Below are 24,001 nucleotides of genomic sequence, written 5' to 3'. Positions count from 1 at the left end.
GCGCGTCAGAACCCGTAGTACTTGTTGACGCTGCTGGTGTAGCTGTCGTCATAGGCCGGCACGCTGGCGTCGGCATACTTCGGCGCGCCTTCGAGCGTGGCCTTGTCCAGCGGCACGACGTAGCCGTCCTGAGCGGTGTCGTACTTCAGCACGTTCCAGGGAATGGGGTAGCGGTCGGTGCCGATGCCCAGGAAGCCGCCGAACTCGAGCACGGCATAGCGCACCTGCCCGGTGAGCTTGTCGATCATCAGGTCGTCGATGGTTCCGAGCTTGTCGCCGGCCGCGTTGTACACGCTGGTGCCCTCCACCCGGTCCGAAGAAATCACATTTGCCGAGATCGCCATGGCTGTCTCCTTGCCGGCACGTCTGGGAGGCGCCGGCCTTGCATCAAAGCCCAGGACCGGAGGTTTCGCGCGCATGGCGGCGGGGCCTGATCGGCGATGCGCGACTTGCGCTGTAGGGATTCTTCCCGGCGTGATTCGAGAGGCGCGAGGGGATGGGAAGAAGAGGCGAAGAAGAGGCGAAGGAATGGCGGGAAGAGAGGCGTGACTGCGTCAGCCGGCCGGGCGTTCCCGTTCCTCCGTCCACCATCTCGACAGGGCGGTGAGCCCGCCGATGTTGCCGATCATCTCTTCCATGATCGCGCGGGTGGCCGGCGTGTCGGCCATCCAGCCGGTGGACACCGCGTGCTGTGCGGTGTCCACGGCGAGCCGATATTCCCAACAGAGCCGGACCTCTTTCGTCGTGCGCATGGCACGAGCTTAAAGCCGATCCATGACGCCGCCGGCCGGCGCCTCTGTCGTCGTGCGGGCCTGCTTACTTGTCGTGGTGCAGGTAGGAGGCCTGCTTCGGCAGCAGCAGGCTCACCAGGAACGCGAGGGCCATCATGCCGGTCACGTACCAGTAGAAGTACGACTCGTGGCCGATCGACTTCAGGCCCAGTGCCACGTACTCGGCGCTGCCGCCGAAGATGGCGTTGCCCACCGCGTACGACAGGCCCACGCCCAGCGCGCGGATTTCGGGCGGGAACATCTCGGCCTTCACGATGCCGCTGATCGAGGTGTAGAAGCTCACCACCGCCAGCGCCAGGGTGATCAGCACGCCGGCCATCAGCGGGCTGCCCACGTTCTGCAGGTTGCTGAGCACGGGCACCGTCATCAGCGCGCCCAGCGCGCCGAACAGCAGCATGTTCGTGCGGCGGCCGATGCGGTCGGACAGCGCGCCGAACACCGGCTGCATGCACATGTAGATGAACAGGCAGGCCGTCATCACGTTGCTGGCGGTCTTGATCGACATGCCGGCCGAGTTCACCAGGTACTTCTGCATGTACGTGGTGAAGGTGTAGAAGATCAGCGAGCCGCCGGCCGTGTAGCCCAGCACCACGAGGAACGCGCGCTTGTGGTGGGTGAACAGCTCGCGCATGGTGCCGGCGCCCTTGGCGGCGCGGGTCTTGTTGCTGGCGGTCTCGGTCAGCGTGCGGCGCAGCATCAGCGCGACCACCGCGGCCAGGGCGCCCAGCACGAAGGGAATGCGCCAGCCCCAGCTCTTGAGCTCGGTGTCGTCCAGCAACTGCTGCAGCACCACCACGACCACCACGGCCAGCAACTGGCCGCCGATCAGCGTGACGTACTGGAACGACGAGAAGAAGCCGCGCTGCCCGCGCATGGCCACTTCGCTCATGTAGGTGGCGGTGGTGCCGTACTCGCCGCCGACCGACAGGCCCTGCAGCAGCCGCGCGGCCAGCAGCAGCGCGGGCGCGGCGGCGCCGATCTGCGCGTAGGTGGGCAGGCAGGCAATGATCAGCGAGCCCACGCACATCATGGTGACCGAGACCACCATCGAGGTCTTGCGGCCCTTGCGGTCGGCCAGCCGGCCGAACAGCCAGCCGCCCACCGGGCGCATCAGGAAGCCGGCGGCGAACACGCCGGCGGTGTTGAGCAGCTGCACGGTCGGGTCCGACTTGGGGAAGAACGCCGGTGCGAAATAGATCGCGCAGAAGGCGTAGACGTAGAAGTCGAACCATTCCACGAGGTTGCCGGACGAAGCGGCAAAGATGGCGAAGATGCGCTTGCGCTTCTCTTCGAAGGTGTAGGGCGTGTGGTTGTCGGCGTCGGAGGCTGCCGTGGTGGCGCCGCCGGCATTGGCGAGGGTGGTCATTTTGGGGGAGTCCTTGTCGTCTTGCCTTCGAGTCTGTCCGGCAGGCGCCGCGCTGTCGTCCGTAGCCGCCCGCCGCGCGGCTACGTATCGGTACGCAAGGGTAAATACCTAGAAAGACTTACAGGACGTCTCCTGGCGCCGGTCCGGGCGCCAGTTTGTCATTCGGTTGAATTGCACTGACGCCCTGCCACCGACTGGAGGTTTGCCATGGCTGCGAGCGCATTGATACACGCCCGCATCGACGCCGAGGTGAAGGAACGCGCCACCGAGGTGCTTGGCAACATCGGCCTCACCATCCCGGATGTGGTGAGGATCGTGCTGACCCGTGTGGCCAGGGAGGGCGCGCTGCCGCCGGGCTCGACCGTCAACGAGGAGGCCCATGACGCCTGGTTCCGGGCCAAGGTCCACGAAGCCTTGGACGATCCGCGCCCGGCGCTTTCGCATGAGGAGGTCGAAGCGCATTTCGCCAGGCGCCGTGCGGCTGCACGGCGCAAGGTGTGAGCCAAGGGCAGCGCGTGAAGCTCGAATGGTCGCCGTTGGCGATGGACGATCGGGAGCGGATTTTCGATTTCCGGAGGGTGGGCGCCCCGGCCGACGGTCGCCACGCCACCTCATCGAAACAGGCAAGCCCTAAAGGTCGTGTTCCCGCAGGAACCGGTCCAGCTGGTGGCTGTTCGCCAGCCCCAGCTTGGCGAACGCATGGGCGCGGTGGGTTTCCACCGTGCGCTGCTCCAGCGGCGCGAGTTCCTGGGCGATCTGCTTGTTGGGCTTGCCCTCGGCCACCAGCCGGGCCACCTGCATCTCGCGCGGGGTGAGCTTGTCCCACAGCGCCTGCGCGGCCTGGCGGGCCTGGCGGCGCACGGCAATCTCGCCGGCCCGCTCCAGCGCCCGGGCGATGCTGTCGAGCAGGCGCTCGTCGTTGCAGGGCTTTTCCAGCCAGCCGAAGGCACCGTTCTGCACCGCTTCCACCGCCATCGGAATGTCGCCGTGGCCGGACAGGAAGAGCACGACCAGCGGGCTGTCCTGCGCGCGCAGCGCGTCGAACACCTGCAGCCCGCTCACGCCGTCCATGCGCAGGTCGAGGATGACGCAGCCCGCGCGCTGCAGGTCGGCGCCGCCCAGGAAGGCCTCGCCCGACGCGAAGGTCTGCACCGCGTAGCCGCGCGACAGCAGCAGCAGGCCGAGCGAGCGGCGCACGGCCTCGTCGTCGTCCACCACGCACAGGTTGTTGGCAAGAGCGTTCATGGCGATGGAATTTCCAGCTCGAGGGTGAAGACGGTGCCGCCGCCGGGCCGGTCGGCGAAGGAAAGCCGGCCCCGGTGCGCTTCGACGATGGTGCGGCAGATGTTCAGGCCCAGCCCGAGCCCGCCCGGCTTGGTGGTGAAGAAAGGCGCGAACACCTGCTCGGCCAGCGCGTCGTCGATGCCCGCGCCGCGGTCGGCCACGCGAATGTGCACGCGCGCGCCCAGCCGCTCGGCCTCGACCTCCACCACGCGCTGCTCGGGCGGCGTGGCCTGCATGGCCTGCAGGCTGTTCGACAGCAGGTTCAGCAGCACCTGCTCGAGCAGCACGCGGTCGCCGCGCACCGGCGGCAGCCCGGGCTGCACGCGCACCTCGGCGCGTGCCTGGCGCTGGCGCATCTCGCCCTTGAGCAGCGCCAGCGCGTTGGTCACCAGCGCGGACACCGCGCAGTCTTCGGTGCCGACGGTGCGCTGGCGCACGAAGCCGCGGATGCGCCGCACGATCTCGGCGCTGCGCTGGGCCTGCGCCATGGTTTCGTCGAGGCTGTCGACCAGCAGCTGCTGGTTGCCCTGTTCCGCGAAGGCCTTGGCCGCGCTCGCGAAATTGCTCAGCGCCATCAGCGGCTGGTTGAGTTCGTGGGCCAGCGTGGAGGCCATTTCGCCGAGGCTGGCCAGACGCTGCGCGTGCTGCAGCTGCTCGTCGTTCTGGCGCTGGCGCAGCTCGGCGCGCTTCTGCTCGGTGATGTCGACCACCGAGCTCATCCAGCCGCTGTGCAGGCCGTCGGCGTCGATCAGCGGCGCGGTGTAGACCATGGTGATCACCTCGTGCCCGTCGCGGTGCCGCAGGCGCGACTCGAAGCCCGAGCGCGCGGGCTGCCCGCTCATCATGGCGTCGTAGTGGTGCCAGTGCTGGCTCACGTCGTCGGGGTGCCAGTAGGGGTAGGGCGGCAGCTTGCCGAGCAGTTCGCCGGCGCCGTAGCCGGTCATGTCGCAGAAGGCCGGGTTGACGTAGGTGATGCGGCCCTGGCGGTCGCGCGCGCGCATGCCCACCAGCAGCGAGTCTTCCATCGCCTTGCGAAAGGCGTGGGCCTCGTCGAGTGCGTGGGTGCGTTCGCGCACGCGCAGCTCCAGGTCGCGCCGCGCGTCGCGCTGCTCGGCGAAGCGGCGCTCGCGCAGGCGCCAGTACAGGCCGCCCAGCAGCAGCACGCCCGCGCCCAGCAGGCCGAGCATCCAGGTGCGCTCGCGCGCGCGGGTCACCTCGGCGTGGTCGGCCATCACGGTGAGCGTCCAGCCCAGGTCGGGCAGGGGCTCGTCCACCGCCAGGAAGCGGCGCGGCTTGCCGCCGATGTCGGTGGCGACCAGGTAGCCCGGCTGCTCGTCGCTTCGCTGCACCTTCCACGGCAGCGCCGGGAAGCTGGTGCGCGCGCCGTACTGCTGGTCGTGCCGCACGCGCTCGAGCTCGCCGGGGGCCAGCGCGCGCCGCGTCTGGTAGAGCCACGACGGCACCGAGCTGAGGAACACCACGCCGCGCGCGTCGCTCAGCAGGATCGGGTCGCGCACGAAGGTCCACGCCTCCTGCAGCTGGCGCAGGCTGACCTTGACGGTGACCACGCCCAGCACCGCGCCGCCGTCGGCGCGCACCGGCGCCGAGATGAACAGGCCCGGCTCGCCGGTGGTCTGGCCCACGCCGTAGAACATGCCGCCGCGGCCCGCGCGCGCGTCGATGAAGTAGGGCCGGTTGGCATACGACTCGCCCACGAAGCTCTGCGGCGTGTGCCAGTTGCTGGCCGCCAGCGTGAGGCCCTGCAGGTCGCTGAGGTACAGCGCATCGGAGCCGGCCTGACGGTTCACCTCCTCGATGTACAGGTTGGCGCGCTGCTTCACGGCGGCGTCTTCCGGGTGTGCCAGCGCGGCCAGCACGGCCGGGTGCACGCCCGCGGTGTACGGCAGGTAGCTGTACTTGCCGGCCGAGTCGCGCAGGCCGAGCACGTGGACTTCCATGGCGCGGCGAATGGAGTCGGCCTGGAAGTTCGCCTCGCGGGTGGCGGCCCACTGGGCCGCAAGGCCGATCAGGAGCAGGGCGAGCGCCAGGGCGGCCAGCCAGGCGGCGGCCCTGCGCGTGCGGCGTCGCGGCGGGGGCGTCGCGGTGGACGGCACGGGCGGTTGGGGTGAAAGAGGGGGCATGGGGCGGGATCGGCGAAAGGCGCCGACCGGTGCGGCGGGGCGAATTTTGCCCTTCGCGCGAAAACACGCGCCGTGGTGGTGCTGAGCCAGAGGGGAGGAACTGGCCAGGGCGCAATGCCGTCGATGCGGAGATCCGACGCTCCGGGCGTATCGCGCGCGCACCGTCGAGCATCGGGCCGAATGAACCGGCGGGGCCTGTCCGAAGCCTCATACACCGCAACATCCGGTTGCGTGGATTTCATTCGGCAAGCAGATGTTTCGCCTGGCTGGCGCGATGCCGGCATTTCGCCGTACGCCCCTGAGGGCGTACGGCGCTGCTCGCGTTTTGGATTCAACTTCCGCTGGTTAGCTAACGTGTGCTTACCAGCAGACTCACTTTCTTGATCATCTCCTACAGCCGGTTCCATGGGTCGGGCGATATGGTTCGCAGACATAAGTAAACGAACCAGAAGAACGTTCCAAAAACGTTTCGCCGGACCTTGAGAAAAAACAACGCTGTCACACACCCCGCCCGCCCCGACCTCAAAGCCCCACACGCACGCACCCTCACCGCTTCAGCCACGACGTTCGTGGTGGCCGTTGTGTGGCTGACTGCGTCCGCGCCGGTCTTGGCGCAAACCGCTTCGACACTTTCGGATGCGCCCGTGGCGACCCGCCCGGAGCTGCCCACCGCGCCCGTTGCACTCGTTGCGCCCACGCGCTACAGCGCGCAGGCGCATGACGCGCTCGTCGAACAGGTGCGCGCAGGCACCGTCACGCCGCCCGATGCGTTCGCCGCCCTGACGGGCTGGTTCGCGCAAGCCACCACGAACGCGCAGCGCGATCGCATCGCGTCCGACGCCGTGGTGTGGGCGCTGGCGGCCGACCAGCCGCAGGAGGCCGTGCGCTGGGCGCATGCCGTGCCGCTGCAGCGGCTCGCGGCCTACGCCGTCGAACCCGCTTTCGTCGCGGCACGCCGTGTGGACGACCGCATCCTGCAGCTGCGCCTCACGGCGCTCGCGCCCACGCAGCGCGTGGTGCGCCGCGAGAACGCATTCGCGCTCGAGGACATGGGCGCCATCACCGAAGCGCTCGCGCAGGCCGAGGCGGCACAGCGCGCCACGCCGGGCAGCTTCAGCGACTTCGAACTCGCCAGCCTGCGCCAGCAGGCCCTCGGCCAGCGCCTGCGCTGGGCCATCGGCGAGCGCAACCAGCGCGTGGGCGGGGGCGCGGGGCGCTTCGAGCGCATCGACGAATTGCTGCCGCTGTATGCGTCCGAACTGGTCAACGCGGCGGACCATGTGCAACACAGCGCACCCGCGGGCGACGAAGAAGCGCCGCGCTGGAAGGCGCTCTACCTGCGCCTGTACGCGGACCATCTGACGACTCTTTCCGCGCGCGGCCGCTTCACCGAAGTGACCGCGGGCTACGCGCAATGGCAAGCGCAGCACGCCGATGAGCCGCTGCCGTACTACGCGCTGTCCGATGTGGCCGGCGCCTACCAGCAGCAGCGCCGCTCCGACCTGGCCGTGCCGATCTACGAAGCCGCGCTGCGCGCCGGCGGCGAAGCGATACCCGTGCCCAGCGACACCCACACCGGCCTGGTGTACGCGTACCTCGACACCGCGCGTTTCGAAGACGCCGAGTCGCTGCTGCGCCAGCTCGAGGCGGCCACGCCGCCGCTCTTGCGCCTCACGCCCGAGCAGGGCCGGCCCAACCCCGAGTACGCCGAGGTGCGCAACCTGCGCGCGCTCTACCAGCTCTACACCGAGCGCCCCTGGCAGGCCGAGACCAGCTTTCGCGGTCTCACGTCGCTCGCGCCGCTCAACAGCGGCTTTCGCTCGGGTCTCGCGGAGACCATGAAGCTGCGCGAGAAGCCCGACGAAGCCCTCGGCCGCTACCGCGAGACGCTCGTCGACCATCCGGACGACGTGGCGGCGCGCGCCGGCTATGCGGGCGCGTTGTTCGATGCCGGCGAGATCCGCGCCGGTCGCGAGCTCACCGACCGCCTGCAGGCCGAGGCGCCCGAATCCATCGCGGTGCGCAACGCCATCACCCAGCGCGACACGCTGCGCGCGCCGCGCCTGGACATCGACGCCGACGGCGGCCAGGGCCATGGCAGCAGCGTGCTGGCCGACCGCGACTGGCGCGTCGACGCGAAGCTGTCCTCGCCGCTGTGGGACGACAGCTGGCGCCTGTTCCTGCGCCAGGTGTTCGCGCGCGGCGACACCTCGCTGGGCAACGCCGACCTGTCGCGCACCGGTGTCGGCGTGGAGTACCTGCAGGGCCGCTGGCAGGCCAGCGCCGAACTGCACCAGGCCGACAAGGGCCGCTACCGCACCGGTGTTGCGCTGGGCCTGGACTACCGCGCCAGCGATGCATGGCGCCTGTCTGCGCGCTTCGATTCCAACAGCTTGGAGACGCCGTGGAAGGCACGCCTTGCCAATGTCGGCGCGCGCTCGCTCGAGTTCGGCGGCACCTATGTGGTGAACGAGTCGCGCGCCTTCGAAGGCCGCCTGCAGCGCATGGACTTCAGCGACGGCAACAGCCGCGACGCGCTCGGCCTGAGCTGGCGCGAGCGCCTGGTGAGCGGGCCGCGCTTCCAGCTCGAAGGCACCCTGAGCGGCGAGACCGCGCGCTACGCCCGACAGGACGTCGCCTACTTCGCGCCGCGCGGCGAAAGCGCATTGCAGCTCGGGCTCACCGGCAAGTACCTCGGCTGGAAGCGCGACGACCGCCGCTTCTCGCAGGTGGTCGGCATCGAGGCCGGCAGCTACCGGCAGCAGGGCTTCGGCAGCGGCGGCCTGTGGTCGCTGCGCTATGGCCATGAATGGGTCTTCGGCCGTTCCGCGACGCTGAGCTACGGCCTCGGCATTGCGAGCCACCCCTACGATGGCGTGCGCGAACGCCGCCGCTTCGTCTACCTCAACCTGTCGGTGCCGTTCCAATGAAGAATAAAAATGTGGAGGCCCTTGCGGGCCGAACGTGGGGCCGCGCGCTGCGCGCTGCCACGGCTGCTGTGCTGCTGCCGCTGCTGTCGGTTCTTGCGGCCGCGGCGCATGCCCAGGCCCTGCCGCCCCCCGATGCCGACGACGGCAAGACCTTCCGCGCAATCGCGATGCACGACGTGCGCCACAACGTGCGCGAGAGCTTCGCCGGCGAGCCCGAACCCACCGCGCTCGACGAGCGCACCGTCGCCGATTTCTTCGCGTGGCTGCGCAGCGCCGGCTACCAGCCGGTGAGCCTGCAGCAGATCGTCGATGCGCGCGCGGGCCGCACGCCGCTGCCGCCGCGCGCCGTGCTGCTGAGCTTCGACGACGGCTACGTAAGCTTCTACGCCAAGGTCTACCCGCTGCTGAAGCAGTTCAACTACCCCGCCGTCATGGCGCTGGTCACCGGGTGGCTCGAAGTGCCGCCGGGCCAGGTCGTGAGCGGCTACGGCGCGACGAACGCCGTGCGGCGCGAAGCCTTCATCACCTGGGACCAGGCGCGCGAGATGGGCGCCTCGGGCCTGGTGGAGTTCGCGAGCCACGGCGACGCGATCCACACCGGCGTGCCCGGCAATCCGCAGGGCAACCTGCAGCCGGCCGCCGTCACGCACCGCTACGACAGCGCCACCGGGCGCTACGAGGACGATGCCGCGTGGATCGCCCGCGTCGAGGCCGACCTGCGCCGCAGCCGCGGCCTCATCGAGCAACGCACCGGCACCCGCGTGCGCGCCATGGTTTGGCCGTACGGCGCCTACAACAAGGCCGCGTTGCGCGCGGCCGACCGCGCCGGCATGCCCATCACGCTCACGCTCGACGAAGGCCCCAACACGGCCGACGTGCCGCTGCAGACCATCCGCCGCGGCCTGGCGACCTACGACATCGCGGTGCCCGACTTCAGCCTGCTGCGCGCGCCTGCGCGGCCCGACCCGCGCGCGCTGCAGCGCGCGATGCACATCGACCTCGACAACGTGTACGACCCCGACCCCGCGCAGCAGGAGGCCAACCTCTCGCGCCTGCTCGACCGGGTGCAGGCCGTGGGTCCGTCGGCGGTGTTCCTGCAGGCCTTTGCGGACCCCGACGGCGACGGCGCGGCCGACGCGCTGTACTTTCCCAACCGCCACATGCCGATGCGCGCCGACCTGTTCAACCGCGTCGCCTGGCAGCTGCGCACCCGCACCGGCGTGGAGGTGTATGCATGGATGCCGGTGCTCGCCTTCCAGCTGCCCGCCAGCAGCCCGCTGGCCGATGTGCGCGTGACGCACCTGGAGCCCGCTTCGCCCGCGGCGCGCGACCAGGTGCGCTACCACCGCCTCTCGCCGGCCGACCCGCGCGTGCGTGCGCTCATCGGCGACATCTACGAAGACCTTGCGAAGAACGCGCCCGTTGCGGGCCTGCTGTTCCACGACGACGCCACCTACAGCGACGACGAGGACGCCAGCCCCGCCGCCTTGCGCGAGCTCTCCGCGCAGGGCCTGCCCGCGAACATCGCGACGCTGCGCGCCGACCCCGCGCTGCGCGCGAAGTGGACCGCGTTCAAGACGCGCCAGCTCACCGACTTCACGCTCGCGCTCGCGCAGCGTGCGCGCGAATGGCAGCCGGACATCCTGACCGCGCGCAACCTCTATGCGCGGCCCGTGCTGGAGCCCGCGTCGCAGGAGTGGTTCGCGCAAAGCCTGGCGCAGTCGCTCGAGGCCTACGACTACACGGCCGTGATGGCGATGCCCTTCATGGAGCAGGCCGCCGACCCGAAGGCCTGGCTCGAGGCGCTGTTTCGCCAGGTCGCCGCGCAGCCGCGGGGGCTCGAGCGCACCGTGTTCGAGCTGCAGGCGCGCGACTGGCGCAGCGGCCGCATGGTCGACAGCGCCACCCTGGCCGGCCAGTGGACGCTGCTGCACCGGCTGGGCGCGCGCCATGTCGCCATCTATCCCGACGACTTTCTCGAGGGCCAGCCGCCGCTGGTGACGGTGCGCGACATTCTGTCGGTGCGCGCCAACCTGCGCGGCGGCAAGGTCGACAGCCTCGAAACCCCGCCGGCGCTGGCGCCCGCCAAGCCGGGAGCATCGCGATGAACCCCGACTTCTGGGGCGCCGGCGCGGTCCGCGTGCTGCTCGACTACGTCTTCTACTACCCCTTCATTGCGGCCTACGTGTGGATGGCCGGCGGCATCGCGCACGCGCTGGTGTTCGAGCGGCGGCGCCACCTGCGCACCGACCCGCTGCCGCTCTTGCCCGAGCAGCCGCTGGTGAGCGTGATCGTGCCCTGCTTCAACGAGGGCGCGCAGGTGCAGGAGGTCATCGAGCAGCTCATGCGCAGCCGCTACACCAACTACGAGGTGATTGCCGTCAACGACGGCAGCAGCGACGACACCGGCCCGGTCCTCGACGCGCTGGCCGGGCGCTACGCCGCGCTGCGCGTGGTGCACCACGCGCGCAACCAGGGCAAGGCGGTGGCGCTGAACACCGCGGCCGTGCTGGCCAACGGCGAGTACATCCTGGGCGTGGACGGCGACGCGCTGATCGACCCCGACGCCATCGCCTGGATGCTCACCCACATGCTGCATTCGGAACGCGTGGGCGCGGTCACCGGCAACCCGCGCATCCGCACGCGTACCACGCTGCTCGGGCGCATGCAGGTGGGCGAGTTCTCGTCGAACATCGGGCTCATCAAGCGCACGCAGCAGCTCGCGGGGCGGCTGTTCACGGTGTCGGGCGTGCTGTCGATGTTCCGCCGCAAGGCGCTGCTCGACGTCGAGTTCTGGAGCCCCGACGTAATGACCGAGGACATCGACATCAGCTGGAAGCTGCAGCTGCAGGGCTGGCGCGTGCGCTACGAACCCCGTGCGCTGTGCTGGATCCTCATGCCCGAGACCGTGCGCGGCCTGTACCGCCAGCGCCAGCGCTGGGCCACCGGCGGCATCCAGACCCTGCTGCGCTACGCGGGCCAGGTGATCAGGCCGCGCAACTTCATGATGTGGCCGGTCTTTGCCGAATACCTGGCGAGCGTGGTGTGGGCCTACGCCATGTTCTGCGTGCTGGTGCTCGCGCTGGTGCGCCGCTTCCTGCCGCCCGAGTGGCAGTACGTCGGGTTCTGGCCCGAGTGGCACGGCATGCTGCTGGGCATCACCTGCATGCTGCAGATGTTCGTGAGCCTGTGGATCGACCGCCACTACGACCGCAACATCCTGCGCTATCTCGTCTGGACCATCTGGTACCCGCTTGCCTTCTGGATGATCAACATGTTCACCACGGTCGTGGCCTTGCCGGTCACGCTCCTGCGGCGCAAGGGCAAGCGCGCCCGGTGGACCAGCCCCGACCGAGGAGTCAACAATGAAAGACCTGCAATTGTCCGTTCCATCGACCGCGAATGAGCCGCGCATGCGCGCGCACACCGCCGAGCAACCCGCCCCCCCGCGCTTGCGCGGATGGGCCGAGCCGCAGGCGGAAACGCCGGTGCTCGACGCCGCGCGCGTGCCGCTGAGCGAGTTCATCCGCAACAAGCCCATGCTCAGTGCCGTGGCCACCTTCGCGTGGCTGCGGGTGGGGCGGCCCGTGCTGCTGGTGCTCTTCTGGGTGGCCGTGTTCCTCTACGCGTGGCGCCATTTCTTCCATGTGTCGCAGGTGCGGCAGGACAACGGCCTGCTCGCCATCTACGCGCTGTGCGCGCTGGGCATCTTCGCGGCGATGCTGCTGCTGGCGCCCGTGCGCCGCCGCGCCATCCGCGGCGAGGAAACCGAAGGCCGCAGCGCCGACAGCACCGTGGCCCAGCTCGCCGAATATTCGTCGCTCGAGGCGCGCAACCTGTCGCTGTGGCAACGCGCGCGGCGCCTGCTGGTGCAGCACGACCGCGACGGCCGCGTGACCGACGCGTCGGACCTGGACACGGAGCCGGCGATGCTGACGCCTTCGGGCACGATCGCGCGGCCGCAGCGCGAAGCCTGAGCGGGCCAGGGCCGCACCGCGCGCCGGGTCAGCCCTTTCGGGCCAGCACGTTGCGCTCGTCCTGCCGCAGCACCAGGTCCCACACCTGCTGGCCGGTCGGCGAGCTGCGCTCTTCGTAAACGTGCGCCACCAGCCCGGCGGCGCGCCCGATGAGCGCGAGGCCGCGGCCCAGCAAGGGGTCGAGGCCCATGTCGGCCAGCACGGCGCCGTTGGCACCGGCCGCGTTCAGCGGCAGCCGGCGGCCGTGGTCTTCGCGCAGCACCTCGGTGATGGCCAGCGCCAGTCGCCAGTGGCGGCCGAAGTAGCCGTTCTCCTTCGATACCGCCATGAGCGTCGGTACGCGCGGATCGCCGTCGACATGGATCGGATGGCCGATGCCGGGAATCGACCGGCGCTGCGCGCGGAACTCGCTCACCACCTGCGCCGCGCGCGCACGCACGGCGGCGTCGTCCGCGTCGTCGGCCAGCGAGGCGGCTTCACGGATCAGGATCTCGCTCACGTTCTGCACCGTGCCCAGGAAGTTGTTGCCCGCGCCCAGCAGCCCGGCCGCCACGGCGCCCTGCAGCGATTCCGGCGCGCCCAGCCAGGTCAGCCGCGCGGTGATGGCGCTGGGCGTGAGGCCGTGGTCGGCGGCGGTCACCAGCAGCAGGTTGACCATGTTCTTCTCGCGCGGCTCGGGCGTGCGGCCGAAGATCAGGAGCCAGATCATCTCGACGAAGTCGAGCTTGCCGATGACCTCGGTGGACAGGTTGCGCCCGCGCACCCAGATGGTGTCGGGCGTGGTGTAGCCGATGTCGGTCTTGATGGGCATGTGCGCGCTCTGCTTTTGCTCTGTATGGCTTTGCTCTGCTCGCGGCGTTCAGCCCGCGAGCCCGACCGTGATGCCGCCGCACACGTACAGCACCTGTCCCGTCATGAACGAGGCCATCGGATGCATGAAGCAGCCCACCGCATGCGCCACCTCGGCGGGTTCGCCGAAGCGCTGCACCGGAATGCCCTGCGCGATGCGTTGCGTGCGCGGGCTGTCCGCCGGGTTCGCGGCCTTGAAGGCGGCGGTGGCGATGGGGCCGGGCGCCACCGCGTTCACGGTGATGCCCCGTGGCGCCAGTTCCAGCGCCCAGGTGCGCGTGAGCGCATTGAGCGCACCCTTGGCCGCCGCGTAGCCGCTGCGCAGTTCCTTGCCGAGCGCCGCGCGGCTCGTGATGTTGACGATGCGCCCGTGCCCGGCCGCGCGCATCGCGGGCAGCACGGCCTGCGTGCATTGCAGCGCGGCGCGCGCGGTGACGCCGATCTGCAGGTCGAAGTCGTCGAGCGAGGTGTCCTCGATGGGCGCCGGGCGGATCGCCGCGACGTTGTTCACGAGGCCGGTGAGCGCCTTGCGCGCCGTCACTTGCGCCAGTGCCTCGGCGAGCGCCGCGCGGTCGCCCATGTCGACGCGCACGAACTCGCCGGAGCTGGCATCGGGCGGCGGCTGGATGTCGAAGTTCACGACCTCCCAGCCTGCCGCGATCAGCGTGTGGCAGATGGCCAGGCCGATGCCCGACGAGCCGCCGGTGACCAGCGCGTGGCGCGGTGCGGCGTCTTTTGTCTGTGGTTGCGATGTCATGTGGGAATGTCAATGTGAGGTGGTTGGGTTGACTGCATGGGCTCCATGCGCCGGACGATGTCCGCGCGCGCATCCTTCTTCGACACCTTGCCGTTCGCGGTGCGCGGCAACTGCTCGAAGAAATGCACGGCCTTGGGGGTCTTCACGGGGTCGAGCCGCGCGCGCACCCATGCGATGAGTTCGTCGCCGGTGGCCTGCGCGCCCGCGCGCAGCTGCACGGCGGCATGCACCGCCTCGCCCCACTTGGCGTCGTCGACGCCGATCACCGCGCAGTCGTACACGGCAGGATGCTTGCCTAGCGCGTTCTCCACGTCGGTCGGGTAGACGTTGAAGCCGCCCGTGATGATCATGTCGCGCACGCGGTCCTTCAGGAACAGGAAGCCGCGCTCGTCGAGGTAGCCGCCGTCGCCGGTGCGCAGCCAGCCGTCGTGGAAGGTCTCGGCCGTCTTCTCGGGCTGCTTCCAGTAGCCCGACATCACCAGGTCGCCGCGCACGACCACCTCGCCGGTTTCGCCCGTGGGCAGCAGCCGGCCGGCGGTGTCCATGATGGCGATCTCGGTCATCAGCGCCGCGCGGCCGACCGAGTCGAGGTTGCGCGCATCGAGCAGGTCGTCCACCGGCATGTACGAGATGATGGCCGGCGCCTCGGTCTGGCCGTAGCCCGTTTCCACATGGCCGAACACCTGTTGCGCCTCGAGGATCTTGTCGCGCCGCATCGGCGCGGCGGCATACACGAAGTGGCGCAGCGCCGACCAGTCGCGCCCGCGCGCGGTCTCGTCCTCGAGCAGGCTGTAGATCAGCGTGGGCGGCATGAACACGGCGGTGACGCGGTCGTGCTCGAGCTGGTCGAGCACGTCGCGCGGGCGCGTGGAGGTCGGCAGCAGCACGGTGCCGCCGCAGCCCAGCACCGGCAGCAGGAAGGTCGAGGTGCCGTGCGTGATGGAGGCCACCGCCAGGTAGCGCTCGTGCGCGTCGAGCCGCATGGCCTGCATGATCGACACGATGGTGGTGTTCCACGCGCGGTAGCTCTGCATCACGCCCTTGGGCGCGCCGGTGGTGCCGCCCGTGAACTTGATGGCCTGGGTTTCGCCGAGGTCGTGGCGCACGGCGGCGGGCTGGCGGCCGCGGTATTCGGCGATGAGGGCGCCGAGTTCGTCGAGTTCGCCAGGTTTGCCATTTCCGCGCTGCGCGGCGTGCGCCGCGTCCTGCGGCACATAGCCGATGCGCCGTGCCTGCGTGCCCGCCACCTTGTCTTCGAGGCCGGCCTCGGTCACCACCAGCGCGGCTTCTGTGAACTCGACGATGCGGCTGAGCTCGGCCTGCCCGGCGCGCGGGTTCAGCGGCACCCAGATGCGGCCCGCGAGCAGCGTCGCGAACAGCGCGACGACGTGCGCGATGTGGTTGCCCGCGCAGATCGCGATGCGCCCGCGCGCATCGGGCACGAGCGCCTGGAAGGCGGCGGCCAGCGCCTCGGTGCGCGCGAGCAGTTCGGCGTAGCTGATCTCGCCCTCGGGGCCCGAGATGGCGGTCTTGCCGGGATGGCGCCGCGCGCTGCGCAGCAGAAAGTCGATGGGACGCATCGTGCTGTTCCCCGCTCTATTCGGCCTTGGCGCCGGAGGCCCGCACCACCTCGGCCCACTTGTCGTACTCCTTGCGCACGAAGGCGTCGAAGGCCGGCTGCGTCATCTCGGGCGCGTCGGCGCCCAGGTCGCGGTAGCGCGCCTTCACCTTGTCGGTGCGCAGCGCCTTCTCGACCTCGTCGTGCAGCCGTTGCGTGACCGCGGCGGGCACGCCGGTGGGCACGAACAGGCCCGACCATGCGGTGGATTCGTAGCCGCGCACGCCGGCCTCGGCCATCGTGGGCACATCGGGCAGCGAAGGCGAGCGGCGCGTGCCCGTCACGGCCAATGCGCGCAGCGAGCCCTTGGCAATGTGCGGCAGCGAGGTCGGCAGGTTGTCGAACATCAGGTCGATCTGCCCGCCGATCAGGTCGGTGAGCGCGGCGGCGCCGCCGCGGTAAGGCACGTGCAGGATGCTCACTTGCGCCAGGTGCTTGTAGAGCTCGCCCGACAGGTGGATGCTGCTGCCGTTGCCCGACGAACCCATGCTCAGCTTGCCGGGCTTGCTCTTGGCGATCGCCGTGAGTTCGGCCACCGACTTCGCGGGCAGCGACGGGTTCACCACCAGCACGTTGGGCACCGAGCCCACCATGGCCACCGGCGTGAATGCCTTGCGCGTGTCGTAGGGCAGGTTGCCGTACAGCGTCGGGTTGATGGCGTGCGTGCCCACGGTGCCGAGCAGCATCGTGTAGCCGTCGGGCGCCGCCGCCGACACCTCTCGCGCGCCGATGTTGCCACCCGCGCCGGGCCGGTTGTCGACGATCACGGGCTGGCCCAGCGACTGCGCCAGCTCCGCGCCGATGAGCCGGGCGAACAGGTCGGCGGCGCCGCCGGGCGGGAAGGGCACGACGAGGCGGATGGGTTTGGCCGGCCAGGCCGCGGGCGCCGGTTGCGACCAGGCGGCGGGTGCGCACAGCGCGGCCAGTGCGGCAGCGGTGGCAAGGGCGAGGGCTCTTCTGTTCAAGGGGTGTCTCCAGGAATGCGGGGAAGGAATGTGCGGGAGGGGGTGTCAAGCCGGGTGCGAGGGCGCGCGCGCAATGCCGTGGCGCAGGCCGCCGTCCACCGCCAGCTCGGCGGCGTTGACGTAGGCGGCTTCGTCCGAGAGCAGGAAGCACACGGCGTTGGCGATGTCCCATGCGGTGCCCTGGCGGCCGAAGGGCAACGGCCCAGCCGCCCGGCCCGGGCGCGCCGCGCTGGCCGCGCGGCCCATGGGCGTGTCGATCAGGCCGGCGCGCACGAGGTTGGCGCGAATGTCCTTGTCGTGCGCCTCGAGCGCCGTCGCGCGGCACAGGGCCGAGAGGCCCGCCTTCGAACTCTCGTAGGCGGGGTTGCGGCCCGCGGGCATTTCCGCCGCGAGCGACGACACGAAGACGATCGCGCCGCCCGTGTTCATGGCCGGCAGCGCGGCCTGGGCGCACAGCGCATGCCCGCGCAGGTTGACGCCGAAGATCGTGTCCCAGCTCTCGGGCGTGATGTCGCGCAGCGGCCGGCGGTCGCTGATGCCCGCGTTCAGCACCAGGCCGTCGATGCCGATGCCGCGCTGCGCCAGCCCGTCGAACAGGGTGCGGATGTCCTGGGGCCGCGCGATGTCGGCCGTGAGCGCGAAGGCGATGCCGCCATGCGCGGTGATGTCGGTCACGGTGCGCGACGCCGCCTCGGCCGAGCGGTCGGCGCAGAGCACGCGGGCGCCGCCGGCCGCCAGGCGCAGGCAGATCGCACGGCCGTTGCCCACGGGTTCCTCGGGGTCGGCCATGGCTTGCCCGCCGCCGATCACCAGCATCGTGCGGCCCGCGAAGCGCGCGCCGGAAGGCTGTGGGTCGTTAAGATATGGAAACGTTTTCATATGGTGCCCGAGGATAGAAAATGCATTCGCCAGCCGCAAGCCATGGAACGTTTTCATAAGGGAAAACAATGAGCAGCGAGACAGGAAGGTCGGTATCCCTGCGCGACGTCGCGGCCGCTTCGGGCGCGTCGATCGCAAGCGTGTCGCGCGTGCTGAACAACAGCGGCTATGTCAGCGCGGACGCGCGGCGCAGGGTGGAGCGCGCGGTCGAGGCCACGGGCTACGTGCCCAATTTCAATGCCAGGCACCTGAAGACCGGGCGCAGCAAGGCGGTCGGGTTCATGGTGTCGAACATGGCCAACCCGTTCCTGTCGGCCTTCTTCGCGGCGGTCGAGATCCGCATGCAGGCCGCGGGCTTCTCGCTGCTGGTTGCCAGCACCTACGACCAGCCCGCGCGCGAGAAGGAGCTGCTCACGCTGTTCGAGAACCGCCGGCTCGAAGGCATCATCGCCTCGCCGAGCGTGGAGGGGTTGCCGCGTGGCGCCGATCCCTTCGCGCGCTGCAAGCTGCCGCTGGTCATCGTCGACCGCGAGGTCGACTGCGACGGCGACGTGGTCTACCAGGACCACCGCAAGGGCGTGGCGCAGGCGGTCGACTACCTGGTGTCGCTCGGCCACCGGCGCATTGCGCTGTTCGGCCCGAGCGTGGCGATCCGGCCGGGCCGCGAAAAGCTGCTCGGCTACCAGGACAGCCTGGCGCGCAACGGCGTCCCTTTCGACGAGGCGCTGCTGTGCATGCTGAGCTCCGCCGTGCAGTCGTCCGAAGCGCAGATGGCGCGCATGCTCGACCTGGCCTCGCCGCCCACCGCGCTGATTGCGCTCGGCACGCGCCTGCTGTCCGGCGCGCTGCGCAGCGTGCGCGCCGCGGGCCGGCGCATTCCGCAAGACCTGTCGGTGGTGGGCATCGGCACCGACGACGCCTTTGCGCTGATGCATCCCGCGCTGACCACCTTGCGCTTCAACATCGACGAGGCCGCGCAGGCCGCGGCGCACCTGATGCTCGACCGCCTGGGCGGCAAGGCGGCCACCGCGCCGCGCAAGGTGACCATCGGGCTCGACCTGGTGCTGGGCGCGTCGTGCATGCCACCGCCGGTGGTGGCGGCGGAGGCGGCGGCGATCGACGCCGCGGGTGCGGCTACACCATCGCGAAGCCGCCCGACGCGCCGATCGTCTGGCCGGTGATGAACAGCGAACGGTCGGAGGCCAGGAAGGCGACCAGGCCCGAGATGTCCTCGGGGCGCGAGAGGCGGCCCACGCCCTTGGAGATCGGGTAGACGTTCAGCATCTTGCCCAGCCGCTCGTCGTTCTCCACCGTCGCGTGGATGTTGAGCGGCCCGTCCTTGATGCCCGCATGCGATACCGCGCCGAGCGCCACCGAGTTCACGGTGATGGCGTGGCGCCCGTGCTCGCGCGCCAGCGCCTTGCCGAAGCCGGCAATCGCGGCCTTGGCGCCCGAGTACACCGCCATGTTGGCCTCGCCGATGCGCCCGGCCTCCGAGATGATGTTGACGATGCGCCCGCCCTTGCGCTCGACCATGCCCGGCAGCACGCTGCGGCAGCAGTGCATGGTGCCGTAGACGTTGAGGTTGACGATCTTGGCCCAGTCCGCGGTCGGCATGTCGAGAAAGGGCGGCGTGCGGCCGCCCTTTTCGCGGCGCTCGGGAATGATGCCGGCGTTGTTCACCAGCACCGCGACCGGTGCGTCGAAGTGCGCCATGCCCTTGGCGACCATGGCCTCGACTTCTTCGGCGCGCGTGATGTCCGCGGGCGCCGCGAGCGCCTGGCCGCCGGCCGCGGCAATCTCGGCGGCCACCGCGTCGGCGCGCTCCGCGAACAGGTCGTTGACGATCACGCGCGCGCCTTCGGCCGCGAGTTCGATGCAGATCTGGCGGCCCACGCCCTGGCCGCCGCCGGTGACCAGCGCAACCTTGCCTTCCAATCCGAGTTTCATGTGTGTTCCTTGAGGTAGTCGTGCAAAAAAACGAAGGCGCTCAGCGCCCGGTGAACACCGGCTTGCGCTTCTCGACGAACGCCCGCATGCCTTCCTTGCGGTCCTCGCTGTCGATGATCATGGCGGCCGCATAGCGCTCGTACTCGAGGCCCGAGTCGAGGTCGGTCTGCATGCCGCGGTTGATGGCGCGCTTGGCGAAGCGCACCGCCAGCGGCGGGTGCTCCGCGATGCGCTGCGCGAGCGCGAAGGCCTGCGTCATCAGCTCGGCCTGCGGCACCACGCGGCTCACGATGCCGTAGCGCAGCGCGGTGTCGGCGTCGACCAGGTCGGCGGTGAGGATCAGCTCCTTGGCGCGCGCCTCGCCGATGAGGCGCGGCAGCCGCTGCGTGCCGCCGGCGGCGGGAATCACGCCGAGCTTGATCTCGGGCAGGCCGAAGCGTGCGCTGTCGGCCGCCAGGCGGATGTCGCAGCAAAGCGCGATCTCCAGGCCGCCGCCCAGCGCCACGCCGTTGATGGCGGCGATCACGGGCTTCTCGAACTCCTCGATGTTGCGGAACAGGTCGTGCGTGGCCTTCTGCGCCACGAAGTAGTCGGTGCCCGCGGCCTGGTTGCCGGCGCGCTCCTTGATGTCGGCGCCCGCGCAGAAGGCGCGCTCGCCGCTGCCGGTGACGAGCACCGCGCGCACGCGCTCGTCGGCGCGGGCGTAGTCGAAGAAGGCGCGCGCGAGGTCGGGCTTCATGGAACCGCCGAGCGTGTTCATGCGCTCGGGGCGGTTGAGCGTGACGATGGCGACGTTGTCGCGCACCTCGTACAGCAGCGTGTCGAGCGCGGGGTGGGATGCGGTCATGGGTGGGGTTCCTTCCTGTCTTGCGTTCGTTCAGGCCTGTGCCGCCGACAGCACGTGCGCGACGGCCACCGAACCGAGGCCGATCATGTGGGCCATGCCCCAGCGCGCGTTCGCGTGCTGGCGGCCTTCGGCTTCGCCGCGGATCTGCCGCGTGATCTCCGCGATCTGCCCGATGCCCGTCGGTCCGAGCGGATGGCCCATGCCGATCAGGCCGCCCGAGGCATTGATCGCGCAGCGCCCGCCGATCTGCGAGTCGCCGCGCGCCAGGTACGCCGCGCCTTCGCCGGGCGCGCACACGCCGATCGCTTCGCTGTAGAGCAGCTCTTCCACCGAGAAGGCGTCGTGCAGTTCGAGCAGGTCGAGCTGCGTGGCCGCGATGCCGGCCTGTTCGAGCGCGCCCTGCGCGCTGCCGCGCACCAGCTCGATGGGGCCGTCGCCGTAGACCGTTTCGTCGCGCTCGCTGTTGGCGAACGAGGCGCGCACGCGCACGCAGCGCTTCGCATCCAGCCCCAGGCGCTTCAGCGCGCGGCCCGACACGAGCAGCACCGCCGCCGCGCCCTCGCCGCGCGGGCAGCACTGCTGCACGGTGAGGTCGCCCGCCACCTTCGGCGAGGCGAGCACCTGTTCGAGCGTGCGCGGCTTGCGGAACTGCGCGTACGGGTTGCGCGAGGCGTTGCCGTGGTTCTTTACCGCGACCCCGGCCATCGCCTCGATGCCGGCGCCGCGCTCGCGCAAGTAGCTGCGCGCCATCAGCGCGAACTTCACCGCCGGGATGGTGGCGGTGTCGCTCAGGCGTTCGAGCCCGTCCTTGTTGGCGGCGCGGCGGCCGTCGCCGTGCTTGTCCACGCCCATGGCGAGCACCACGTCGCTGATGCCGCTCGACACCTCCATGCAGGCCTGGCGGAATGCGAAGGAGCCCGAGGCCGAGGCGTTCTCCACCTGCGTGACCGCCACTCCCGTGGCGCCCAGGTGGCGGAACATCACGCGCCCGGCGGCCATGCCGATGGAGGTGGTGCCCATGTACGCGGCCTGCACCTGTTTCCAGTCGAGCCCCGCGTCGGCCAGCGCACCGCGCACGGCCGCAAGGCCGAGGTGGGTGTAGGGCGTTTCGCTCGGGAACTGATAAGGGTGCAGGCCGATGCCCACGACGTAGACGCCGTCGTTGCCGTCGATCCAGTTGCCGCTCATTGCGCGGCCTCCTGCGCCGGCACGAAGGCGCAGCCGTAGCTGTCGCCGCAGGCCAGCGGCACGGCCACGGCCCGCAGCGCCATGCCGGGGCGCAGCGCGCGCTCGTCGCCGACCGCGATCACGCCTTCCTCGACCACCTGCGGCGCGATGCGGATGTCGCCCGCGATGCTGGGTGCCGGCATGCCCGGCACCAGGGGCACGTGCAGCGTCACGTATTCGAGCAGCGTGCCGCCGCCGGGCCTCGCGACTTGCGCGGCTTCGTCGGTGGGATGGCCGCAGTGCATGCAGCCCGGTGCGTTGGCCGGGAAGCTCAGCGCATGGCACGCGGGGCATTGGGCGAAGAGAAAGTCGAGCGAGCGGCCGTCCGCCGCCAGCCGGTAGAGCGACGGCCGCTGGGGCTTCATCGTGGTCAGGTCTTGGGTCATGGGCATGGAAAGGACATGGAAAGGGACATGGGGAAGCGAAAGGGAAAACTCACTCCAGCCTGGCGCCGGACTCCTGGACGACCTCGCGCCAGCGGACCATCTCGGTCTTGACGAACTCGCCCAGCCTGGCGTCGCGCAGGTCCTTCAGCGGCACGCTGCCGAACTTCTCGGTGACCTGCTGCATCTCGGGGTCGGCAATGGCCAGCGCGATGGCGTCGCCCAGCCGCTTGACGATCTCGGGCGGGGTCCTGGCGGGCACGAACACCGCGCTCCATGCGGTGGACTCGGCCTTGGGGAAGCCGAGTTCGCTCACGCTCGGGATCTCGGGCGCGATGGCCAGGCGTGTCTTGCCGGTGACGGCCAGCGGCTTGAGCTTGCCGGCCTTCACGAAGGGCATCACGACCACCGGGTAGTCGAACATCAGGTCGAGGTTGCCGCCCATCAGGTCGGTGAGCGCCGGGCTGCTGCCCTTGTAGGGCACGTGGGTCATCTTGATGCCGGTCGCCACCTGGAACAGCTCCGCCGTCAGGTGCGTGCCGGTGCCCGGACCGGCCGAGCCGAAGTTGAGCTTGCCGGGGTTGGCCTTGGCGTAGGCGATGAGCTCGGGCACGGTCTTGAACGGCCGCGAGGGGTTGACGACCAGGATCAGCGGCGTCTCCGACATGGCGTGCACCGGCACGAAGTCTTTCACCGGGTCGTAGCGGATGTTCTTGTACAGCGCCAGGTTGGCGGCCTGCGTGCCCTGGGTGCCGTAGATCATGGTGTAGCCGTCGGGCGGCTGGCGCGAGGCCGCCTCCACGCCGATCGAGCCGCCGGCGCCCGGCCGGTTGTCGACCACCACCGGCTGGCCGAGCTTGTCGCCCACGATCTTCGCGAGCACGCGCGAGGTGTTGTCGGTGATGCCGCCGGGCGTGAACGGCACCACGAAGGTGATCGGCCGGGTCGGCCATGTCTCGCCCGCCGCATGCGCGGCACCCAGCGTCGCGAGGGTCGCCGCAGCCGCGCACAGCCCGGCGAGCGCCTTCTTCCAGAACTTGTCCATGCATGTCTCCAGTTGGTTTTTTGGCCTCGTTTGTCTACGAGTAATCGCAATATACGTCGACTGGTCGTAGAAAAACAAGAGGAAATGTGCCGATGAATCTTGGCCGTTCAGATCGGAAAATACGGTTCCAAGAATGAACAAGACCGCAGGTTGCTCCGCTAATATTCGTGCTTGTCTACGAAATATCGGAGGAAATATGCCCACACTCGTCCCCGCCGCCGCCCGCACCATGTCCTTGCTGGAGCTGTTCGCCCGCGAAAAGCGCGAGCTCTCCAACTCCGACCTCGCGCGGCTCATGGACCTGCCCGAGAGCAGTTGCTCCGACCTGCTGCACACGCTGCACGAGCTCGGCTACCTGCTGCGCACCGCGCGCAGCCGGCGCTTCTATCCCACGGCCCGGCTGCTGTCGGTGGCCAGGGAGATCTCGTCGAGCGACCCGCTCTATGCCGTGGCCTCCGAAGCCGCCGAGCTGCTGCGCGACAAGACCGGCGAAACCGGCCTGTGCGGCCGCGTCGAGGGCGGCGTGGTGAAGGTGCTGGCGTTCACCGAGGGGCGGCATCCGTTGCGCTACATGCAGAACGTGGGCGACAAGCTCAGCCTGCACGTGTCGGCGCTCGGCAAGGCCGTGCTCGCGCTGGGCACGCCCGAGGAGGCGGCGCGGCAACTTCGGCTCAAGCCGCTGCGCAAGATCGCCGAAGGCACCATCGTCGACCTTGCCGCGCTCGAGGCGCAGGTCGAGCAGGCGCGCACGCAGGGCTGGATCTGGGTCGAGAACGAAGGCGGCGACGGCCTCTCCGCGCTCGCCGTGGCGGGCTACGTGGGCGGCGAGCCCATGGCCCTGTCCGTGGCCGGCCCCACCGACCGCCTGCGCCAGCAGCGCGAACCCTTTCTCGCGGCCCTGCAGGAAGTGCAGGCCCTCGTCTTTCGTCCACGCAACGCCCGGGAGCCCGGCGCCTCGTAGCGCACGGGCGCGGCGCGCGCCTTTTTATCCA

Annotated in this window: 22 protein-coding genes; 7 read left to right on the top strand and 15 right to left on the bottom strand. The window is 70.1% G+C overall.

The window, feature by feature from the left end; genetic code table 11:
* Positions 1-5: 5 nt before the first annotated feature.
* The 3 genes from BM013_RS23675 to BM013_RS23665 all read right to left on the bottom strand — a co-directional run bounded on the left by BM013_RS23675 (position 6) and on the right by BM013_RS23665 (position 2,157).
* Complete coding sequence (locus tag BM013_RS23675) at positions 6-344, bottom strand: PRC-barrel domain-containing protein (RefSeq protein ID WP_093130097.1); 339 nt, start codon at positions 342-344, stop codon at positions 6-8.
* 210 nt (positions 345-554) lie between these two features.
* Positions 555-752 carry a hypothetical protein gene (locus tag BM013_RS23670; protein WP_093130096.1) on the bottom strand — a complete coding sequence of 66 codons (198 nt, stop codon included), beginning with the start codon at positions 750-752 and terminating at the stop codon, positions 555-557.
* Between the two features lie 64 nt (positions 753-816).
* Positions 817-2,157, bottom strand: a complete 1,341-nt coding sequence (locus BM013_RS23665; RefSeq protein ID WP_093130095.1) for an MFS family transporter — start codon at positions 2,155-2,157, stop codon at positions 817-819.
* Between the two features lie 207 nt (positions 2,158-2,364).
* Between BM013_RS23665 and BM013_RS23660 the strand changes: the two genes are divergently transcribed.
* Positions 2,365-2,658, top strand: a complete 294-nt coding sequence (locus BM013_RS23660) for a type II toxin-antitoxin system RelB/DinJ family antitoxin (protein ID WP_093130094.1) — start codon at positions 2,365-2,367, stop codon at positions 2,656-2,658.
* Between the two features lie 129 nt (positions 2,659-2,787).
* Here BM013_RS23660 and BM013_RS23655 read toward each other — a convergent pair whose 3' ends face one another.
* Together BM013_RS23655 and BM013_RS23650 are read right to left on the bottom strand one after the other, a co-directional pair.
* On the bottom strand, positions 2,788-3,402 hold the full coding sequence (locus BM013_RS23655) for a response regulator transcription factor (protein WP_093130093.1): 615 nt from the start codon (positions 3,400-3,402) through the stop codon (positions 2,788-2,790).
* On the bottom strand, positions 3,399-5,582 hold the full coding sequence (locus tag BM013_RS23650) for a sensor histidine kinase (protein ID WP_093130092.1): 2,184 nt from the start codon (positions 5,580-5,582) through the stop codon (positions 3,399-3,401). The genes BM013_RS23655 and BM013_RS23650 overlap by 4 nt, the downstream gene beginning before the upstream one ends.
* A 644-nt stretch (positions 5,583-6,226) precedes the next feature.
* Here BM013_RS23650 and pgaA point away from each other — a divergent pair.
* From pgaA to pgaD, 4 genes are read left to right on the top strand one after another with little or no spacing between them, the layout of a single operon-like run.
* A complete protein-coding gene (gene pgaA, locus BM013_RS23645) occupies positions 6,227-8,512 on the top strand; it encodes a poly-beta-1,6 N-acetyl-D-glucosamine export porin PgaA (protein ID WP_177225545.1) in 2,286 nt (761 codons plus the stop codon).
* Entirely contained in the window at positions 8,509-10,620 is a 2,112-nt protein-coding gene (pgaB, locus tag BM013_RS23640; protein WP_093130090.1) for a poly-beta-1,6-N-acetyl-D-glucosamine N-deacetylase PgaB, read from the top strand. Before pgaA ends, pgaB begins: the two co-directional genes overlap by 4 nt.
* On the top strand, positions 10,617-11,918 hold the full coding sequence (gene pgaC / locus BM013_RS23635) for a poly-beta-1,6-N-acetyl-D-glucosamine synthase (RefSeq protein ID WP_093130089.1): 1,302 nt from the start codon (positions 10,617-10,619) through the stop codon (positions 11,916-11,918). Before pgaB ends, pgaC begins: the two co-directional genes overlap by 4 nt.
* A gap of 7 nt (positions 11,919-11,925) precedes the next feature.
* A complete protein-coding gene (pgaD, locus tag BM013_RS23630; protein WP_177206582.1) occupies positions 11,926-12,489 on the top strand; it encodes a poly-beta-1,6-N-acetyl-D-glucosamine biosynthesis protein PgaD in 564 nt (187 codons plus the stop codon).
* Positions 12,490-12,517: 28 nt separating this feature from the next.
* Here the strand turns inward: pgaD and BM013_RS23625 are convergent, their stop codons facing one another.
* From BM013_RS23625 to BM013_RS23605, 5 genes are read right to left on the bottom strand one after another with little or no spacing between them, the layout of a single operon-like run.
* A complete protein-coding gene (locus tag BM013_RS23625) occupies positions 12,518-13,300 on the bottom strand; it encodes a citryl-CoA lyase (protein WP_093130087.1) in 783 nt (260 codons plus the stop codon).
* Between the two features lie 48 nt (positions 13,301-13,348).
* Entirely contained in the window at positions 13,349-14,095 is a 747-nt protein-coding gene (locus BM013_RS23620) for an SDR family oxidoreductase (protein ID WP_093130086.1), read from the bottom strand.
* On the bottom strand, positions 14,092-15,675 hold the full coding sequence (locus BM013_RS23615; protein WP_093130085.1) for a class I adenylate-forming enzyme family protein: 1,584 nt from the start codon (positions 15,673-15,675) through the stop codon (positions 14,092-14,094). The genes BM013_RS23620 and BM013_RS23615 overlap by 4 nt, the downstream gene beginning before the upstream one ends.
* Positions 15,676-15,691: 16 nt before the next feature.
* Complete coding sequence (locus tag BM013_RS23610; RefSeq protein ID WP_093130084.1) at positions 15,692-16,678, bottom strand: tripartite tricarboxylate transporter substrate binding protein; 987 nt, start codon at positions 16,676-16,678, stop codon at positions 15,692-15,694.
* A 45-nt stretch (positions 16,679-16,723) separates the two neighbouring features.
* Positions 16,724-17,557 carry an SDR family NAD(P)-dependent oxidoreductase gene (locus BM013_RS23605; protein WP_093130083.1) on the bottom strand — a complete coding sequence of 278 codons (834 nt, stop codon included), beginning with the start codon at positions 17,555-17,557 and terminating at the stop codon, positions 16,724-16,726.
* A gap of 68 nt (positions 17,558-17,625) precedes the next feature.
* Here BM013_RS23605 and BM013_RS23600 point away from each other — a divergent pair, with 68 nt between their 5' ends.
* The gene (locus BM013_RS23600) at positions 17,626-18,738 is read left to right on the top strand and encodes a substrate-binding domain-containing protein (RefSeq protein ID WP_093130082.1); all 1,113 of its coding nucleotides are present in this window, start codon (positions 17,626-17,628) and stop codon (positions 18,736-18,738) included.
* Here the strand turns inward: BM013_RS23600 and BM013_RS23595 are convergent.
* The 5 genes from BM013_RS23595 to BM013_RS23575 are packed head-to-tail and all read right to left on the bottom strand — an operon-like array spanning position 18,692 to position 23,009.
* Positions 18,692-19,507, bottom strand: coding sequence for an SDR family NAD(P)-dependent oxidoreductase (locus BM013_RS23595; RefSeq protein WP_093130081.1), 816 nt, complete (start codon positions 19,505-19,507; stop codon positions 18,692-18,694). The two genes, BM013_RS23600 and BM013_RS23595, sit on opposite strands and share 47 nt — an antisense overlap.
* Positions 19,508-19,547: 40 nt before the next feature.
* Positions 19,548-20,354 carry an enoyl-CoA hydratase/isomerase family protein gene (locus BM013_RS23590; protein WP_093130080.1) on the bottom strand — a complete coding sequence of 269 codons (807 nt, stop codon included), beginning with the start codon at positions 20,352-20,354 and terminating at the stop codon, positions 19,548-19,550.
* A gap of 30 nt (positions 20,355-20,384) precedes the next feature.
* Positions 20,385-21,542 (bottom strand): thiolase family protein, encoded by a 1,158-nt coding sequence (locus BM013_RS23585; protein WP_093130079.1) that lies wholly within the window; start codon positions 21,540-21,542, stop codon positions 20,385-20,387.
* Entirely contained in the window at positions 21,539-21,973 is a 435-nt protein-coding gene (locus BM013_RS23580) for a Zn-ribbon domain-containing OB-fold protein (RefSeq protein ID WP_256220005.1), read from the bottom strand. The genes BM013_RS23585 and BM013_RS23580 overlap by 4 nt, the downstream gene beginning before the upstream one ends.
* 43 nt (positions 21,974-22,016) lie before the next feature.
* On the bottom strand, positions 22,017-23,009 hold the full coding sequence (locus BM013_RS23575; protein WP_093130078.1) for a Bug family tripartite tricarboxylate transporter substrate binding protein: 993 nt from the start codon (positions 23,007-23,009) through the stop codon (positions 22,017-22,019).
* A gap of 196 nt (positions 23,010-23,205) precedes the next feature.
* Between BM013_RS23575 and BM013_RS23570 the strand changes: the two genes are divergently transcribed.
* Entirely contained in the window at positions 23,206-23,970 is a 765-nt protein-coding gene (locus BM013_RS23570) for an IclR family transcriptional regulator (RefSeq protein ID WP_093130077.1), read from the top strand.
* The last annotated feature ends 31 nt before the right edge of the window (positions 23,971-24,001 follow it).

Source organism: Variovorax sp. OK605, from assembly GCF_900115445.1.
GTDB lineage: Bacteria > Pseudomonadota > Gammaproteobacteria > Burkholderiales > Burkholderiaceae_C > Variovorax.
Note: the sequence above shows the minus strand (reverse complement) of the source record. Positions and strands in the feature narration are given on the sequence as shown.

Coding starts and splice junctions, on each gene's coding strand:
- BM013_RS23660 (WP_093130094.1), top strand. CDS start 2,365: ATGGCTGCGAGCGCATTGATACACGCCCGCATCGACGCCGAGGTGAAG.
- BM013_RS23600 (WP_093130082.1), top strand. CDS start 17,626: ATGAGCAGCGAGACAGGAAGGTCGGTATCCCTGCGCGACGTCGCGGCC.
- BM013_RS23655 (WP_093130093.1), bottom strand. CDS start 3,402: ATGAACGCTCTTGCCAACAACCTGTGCGTGGTGGACGACGACGAGGCC.
- BM013_RS23585 (WP_093130079.1), bottom strand. CDS start 21,542: ATGAGCGGCAACTGGATCGACGGCAACGACGGCGTCTACGTCGTGGGC.
- BM013_RS23665 (WP_093130095.1), bottom strand. CDS start 2,157: ATGACCACCCTCGCCAATGCCGGCGGCGCCACCACGGCAGCCTCCGAC.
- pgaC (WP_093130089.1), top strand. CDS start 10,617: ATGAACCCCGACTTCTGGGGCGCCGGCGCGGTCCGCGTGCTGCTCGAC.
- BM013_RS23570 (WP_093130077.1), top strand. CDS start 23,206: ATGCCCACACTCGTCCCCGCCGCCGCCCGCACCATGTCCTTGCTGGAG.
- pgaD (WP_177206582.1), top strand. CDS start 11,926: ATGCGCGCGCACACCGCCGAGCAACCCGCCCCCCCGCGCTTGCGCGGA.
- BM013_RS23675 (WP_093130097.1), bottom strand. CDS start 344: ATGGCGATCTCGGCAAATGTGATTTCTTCGGACCGGGTGGAGGGCACC.
- BM013_RS23580 (WP_256220005.1), bottom strand. CDS start 21,973: ATGCCCATGACCCAAGACCTGACCACGATGAAGCCCCAGCGGCCGTCG.
- BM013_RS23670 (WP_093130096.1), bottom strand. CDS start 752: ATGCGCACGACGAAAGAGGTCCGGCTCTGTTGGGAATATCGGCTCGCC.
- BM013_RS23625 (WP_093130087.1), bottom strand. CDS start 13,300: ATGCCCATCAAGACCGACATCGGCTACACCACGCCCGACACCATCTGG.
- BM013_RS23575 (WP_093130078.1), bottom strand. CDS start 23,009: ATGGACAAGTTCTGGAAGAAGGCGCTCGCCGGGCTGTGCGCGGCTGCG.
- BM013_RS23605 (WP_093130083.1), bottom strand. CDS start 17,557: ATGAAAACGTTTCCATATCTTAACGACCCACAGCCTTCCGGCGCGCGC.
- BM013_RS23615 (WP_093130085.1), bottom strand. CDS start 15,675: ATGCGTCCCATCGACTTTCTGCTGCGCAGCGCGCGGCGCCATCCCGGC.
- BM013_RS23590 (WP_093130080.1), bottom strand. CDS start 20,354: ATGACCGCATCCCACCCCGCGCTCGACACGCTGCTGTACGAGGTGCGC.
- BM013_RS23650 (WP_093130092.1), bottom strand. CDS start 5,582: ATGCCCCCTCTTTCACCCCAACCGCCCGTGCCGTCCACCGCGACGCCC.
- BM013_RS23620 (WP_093130086.1), bottom strand. CDS start 14,095: ATGACATCGCAACCACAGACAAAAGACGCCGCACCGCGCCACGCGCTG.
- pgaB (WP_093130090.1), top strand. CDS start 8,509: ATGAAGAATAAAAATGTGGAGGCCCTTGCGGGCCGAACGTGGGGCCGC.
- BM013_RS23595 (WP_093130081.1), bottom strand. CDS start 19,507: ATGAAACTCGGATTGGAAGGCAAGGTTGCGCTGGTCACCGGCGGCGGC.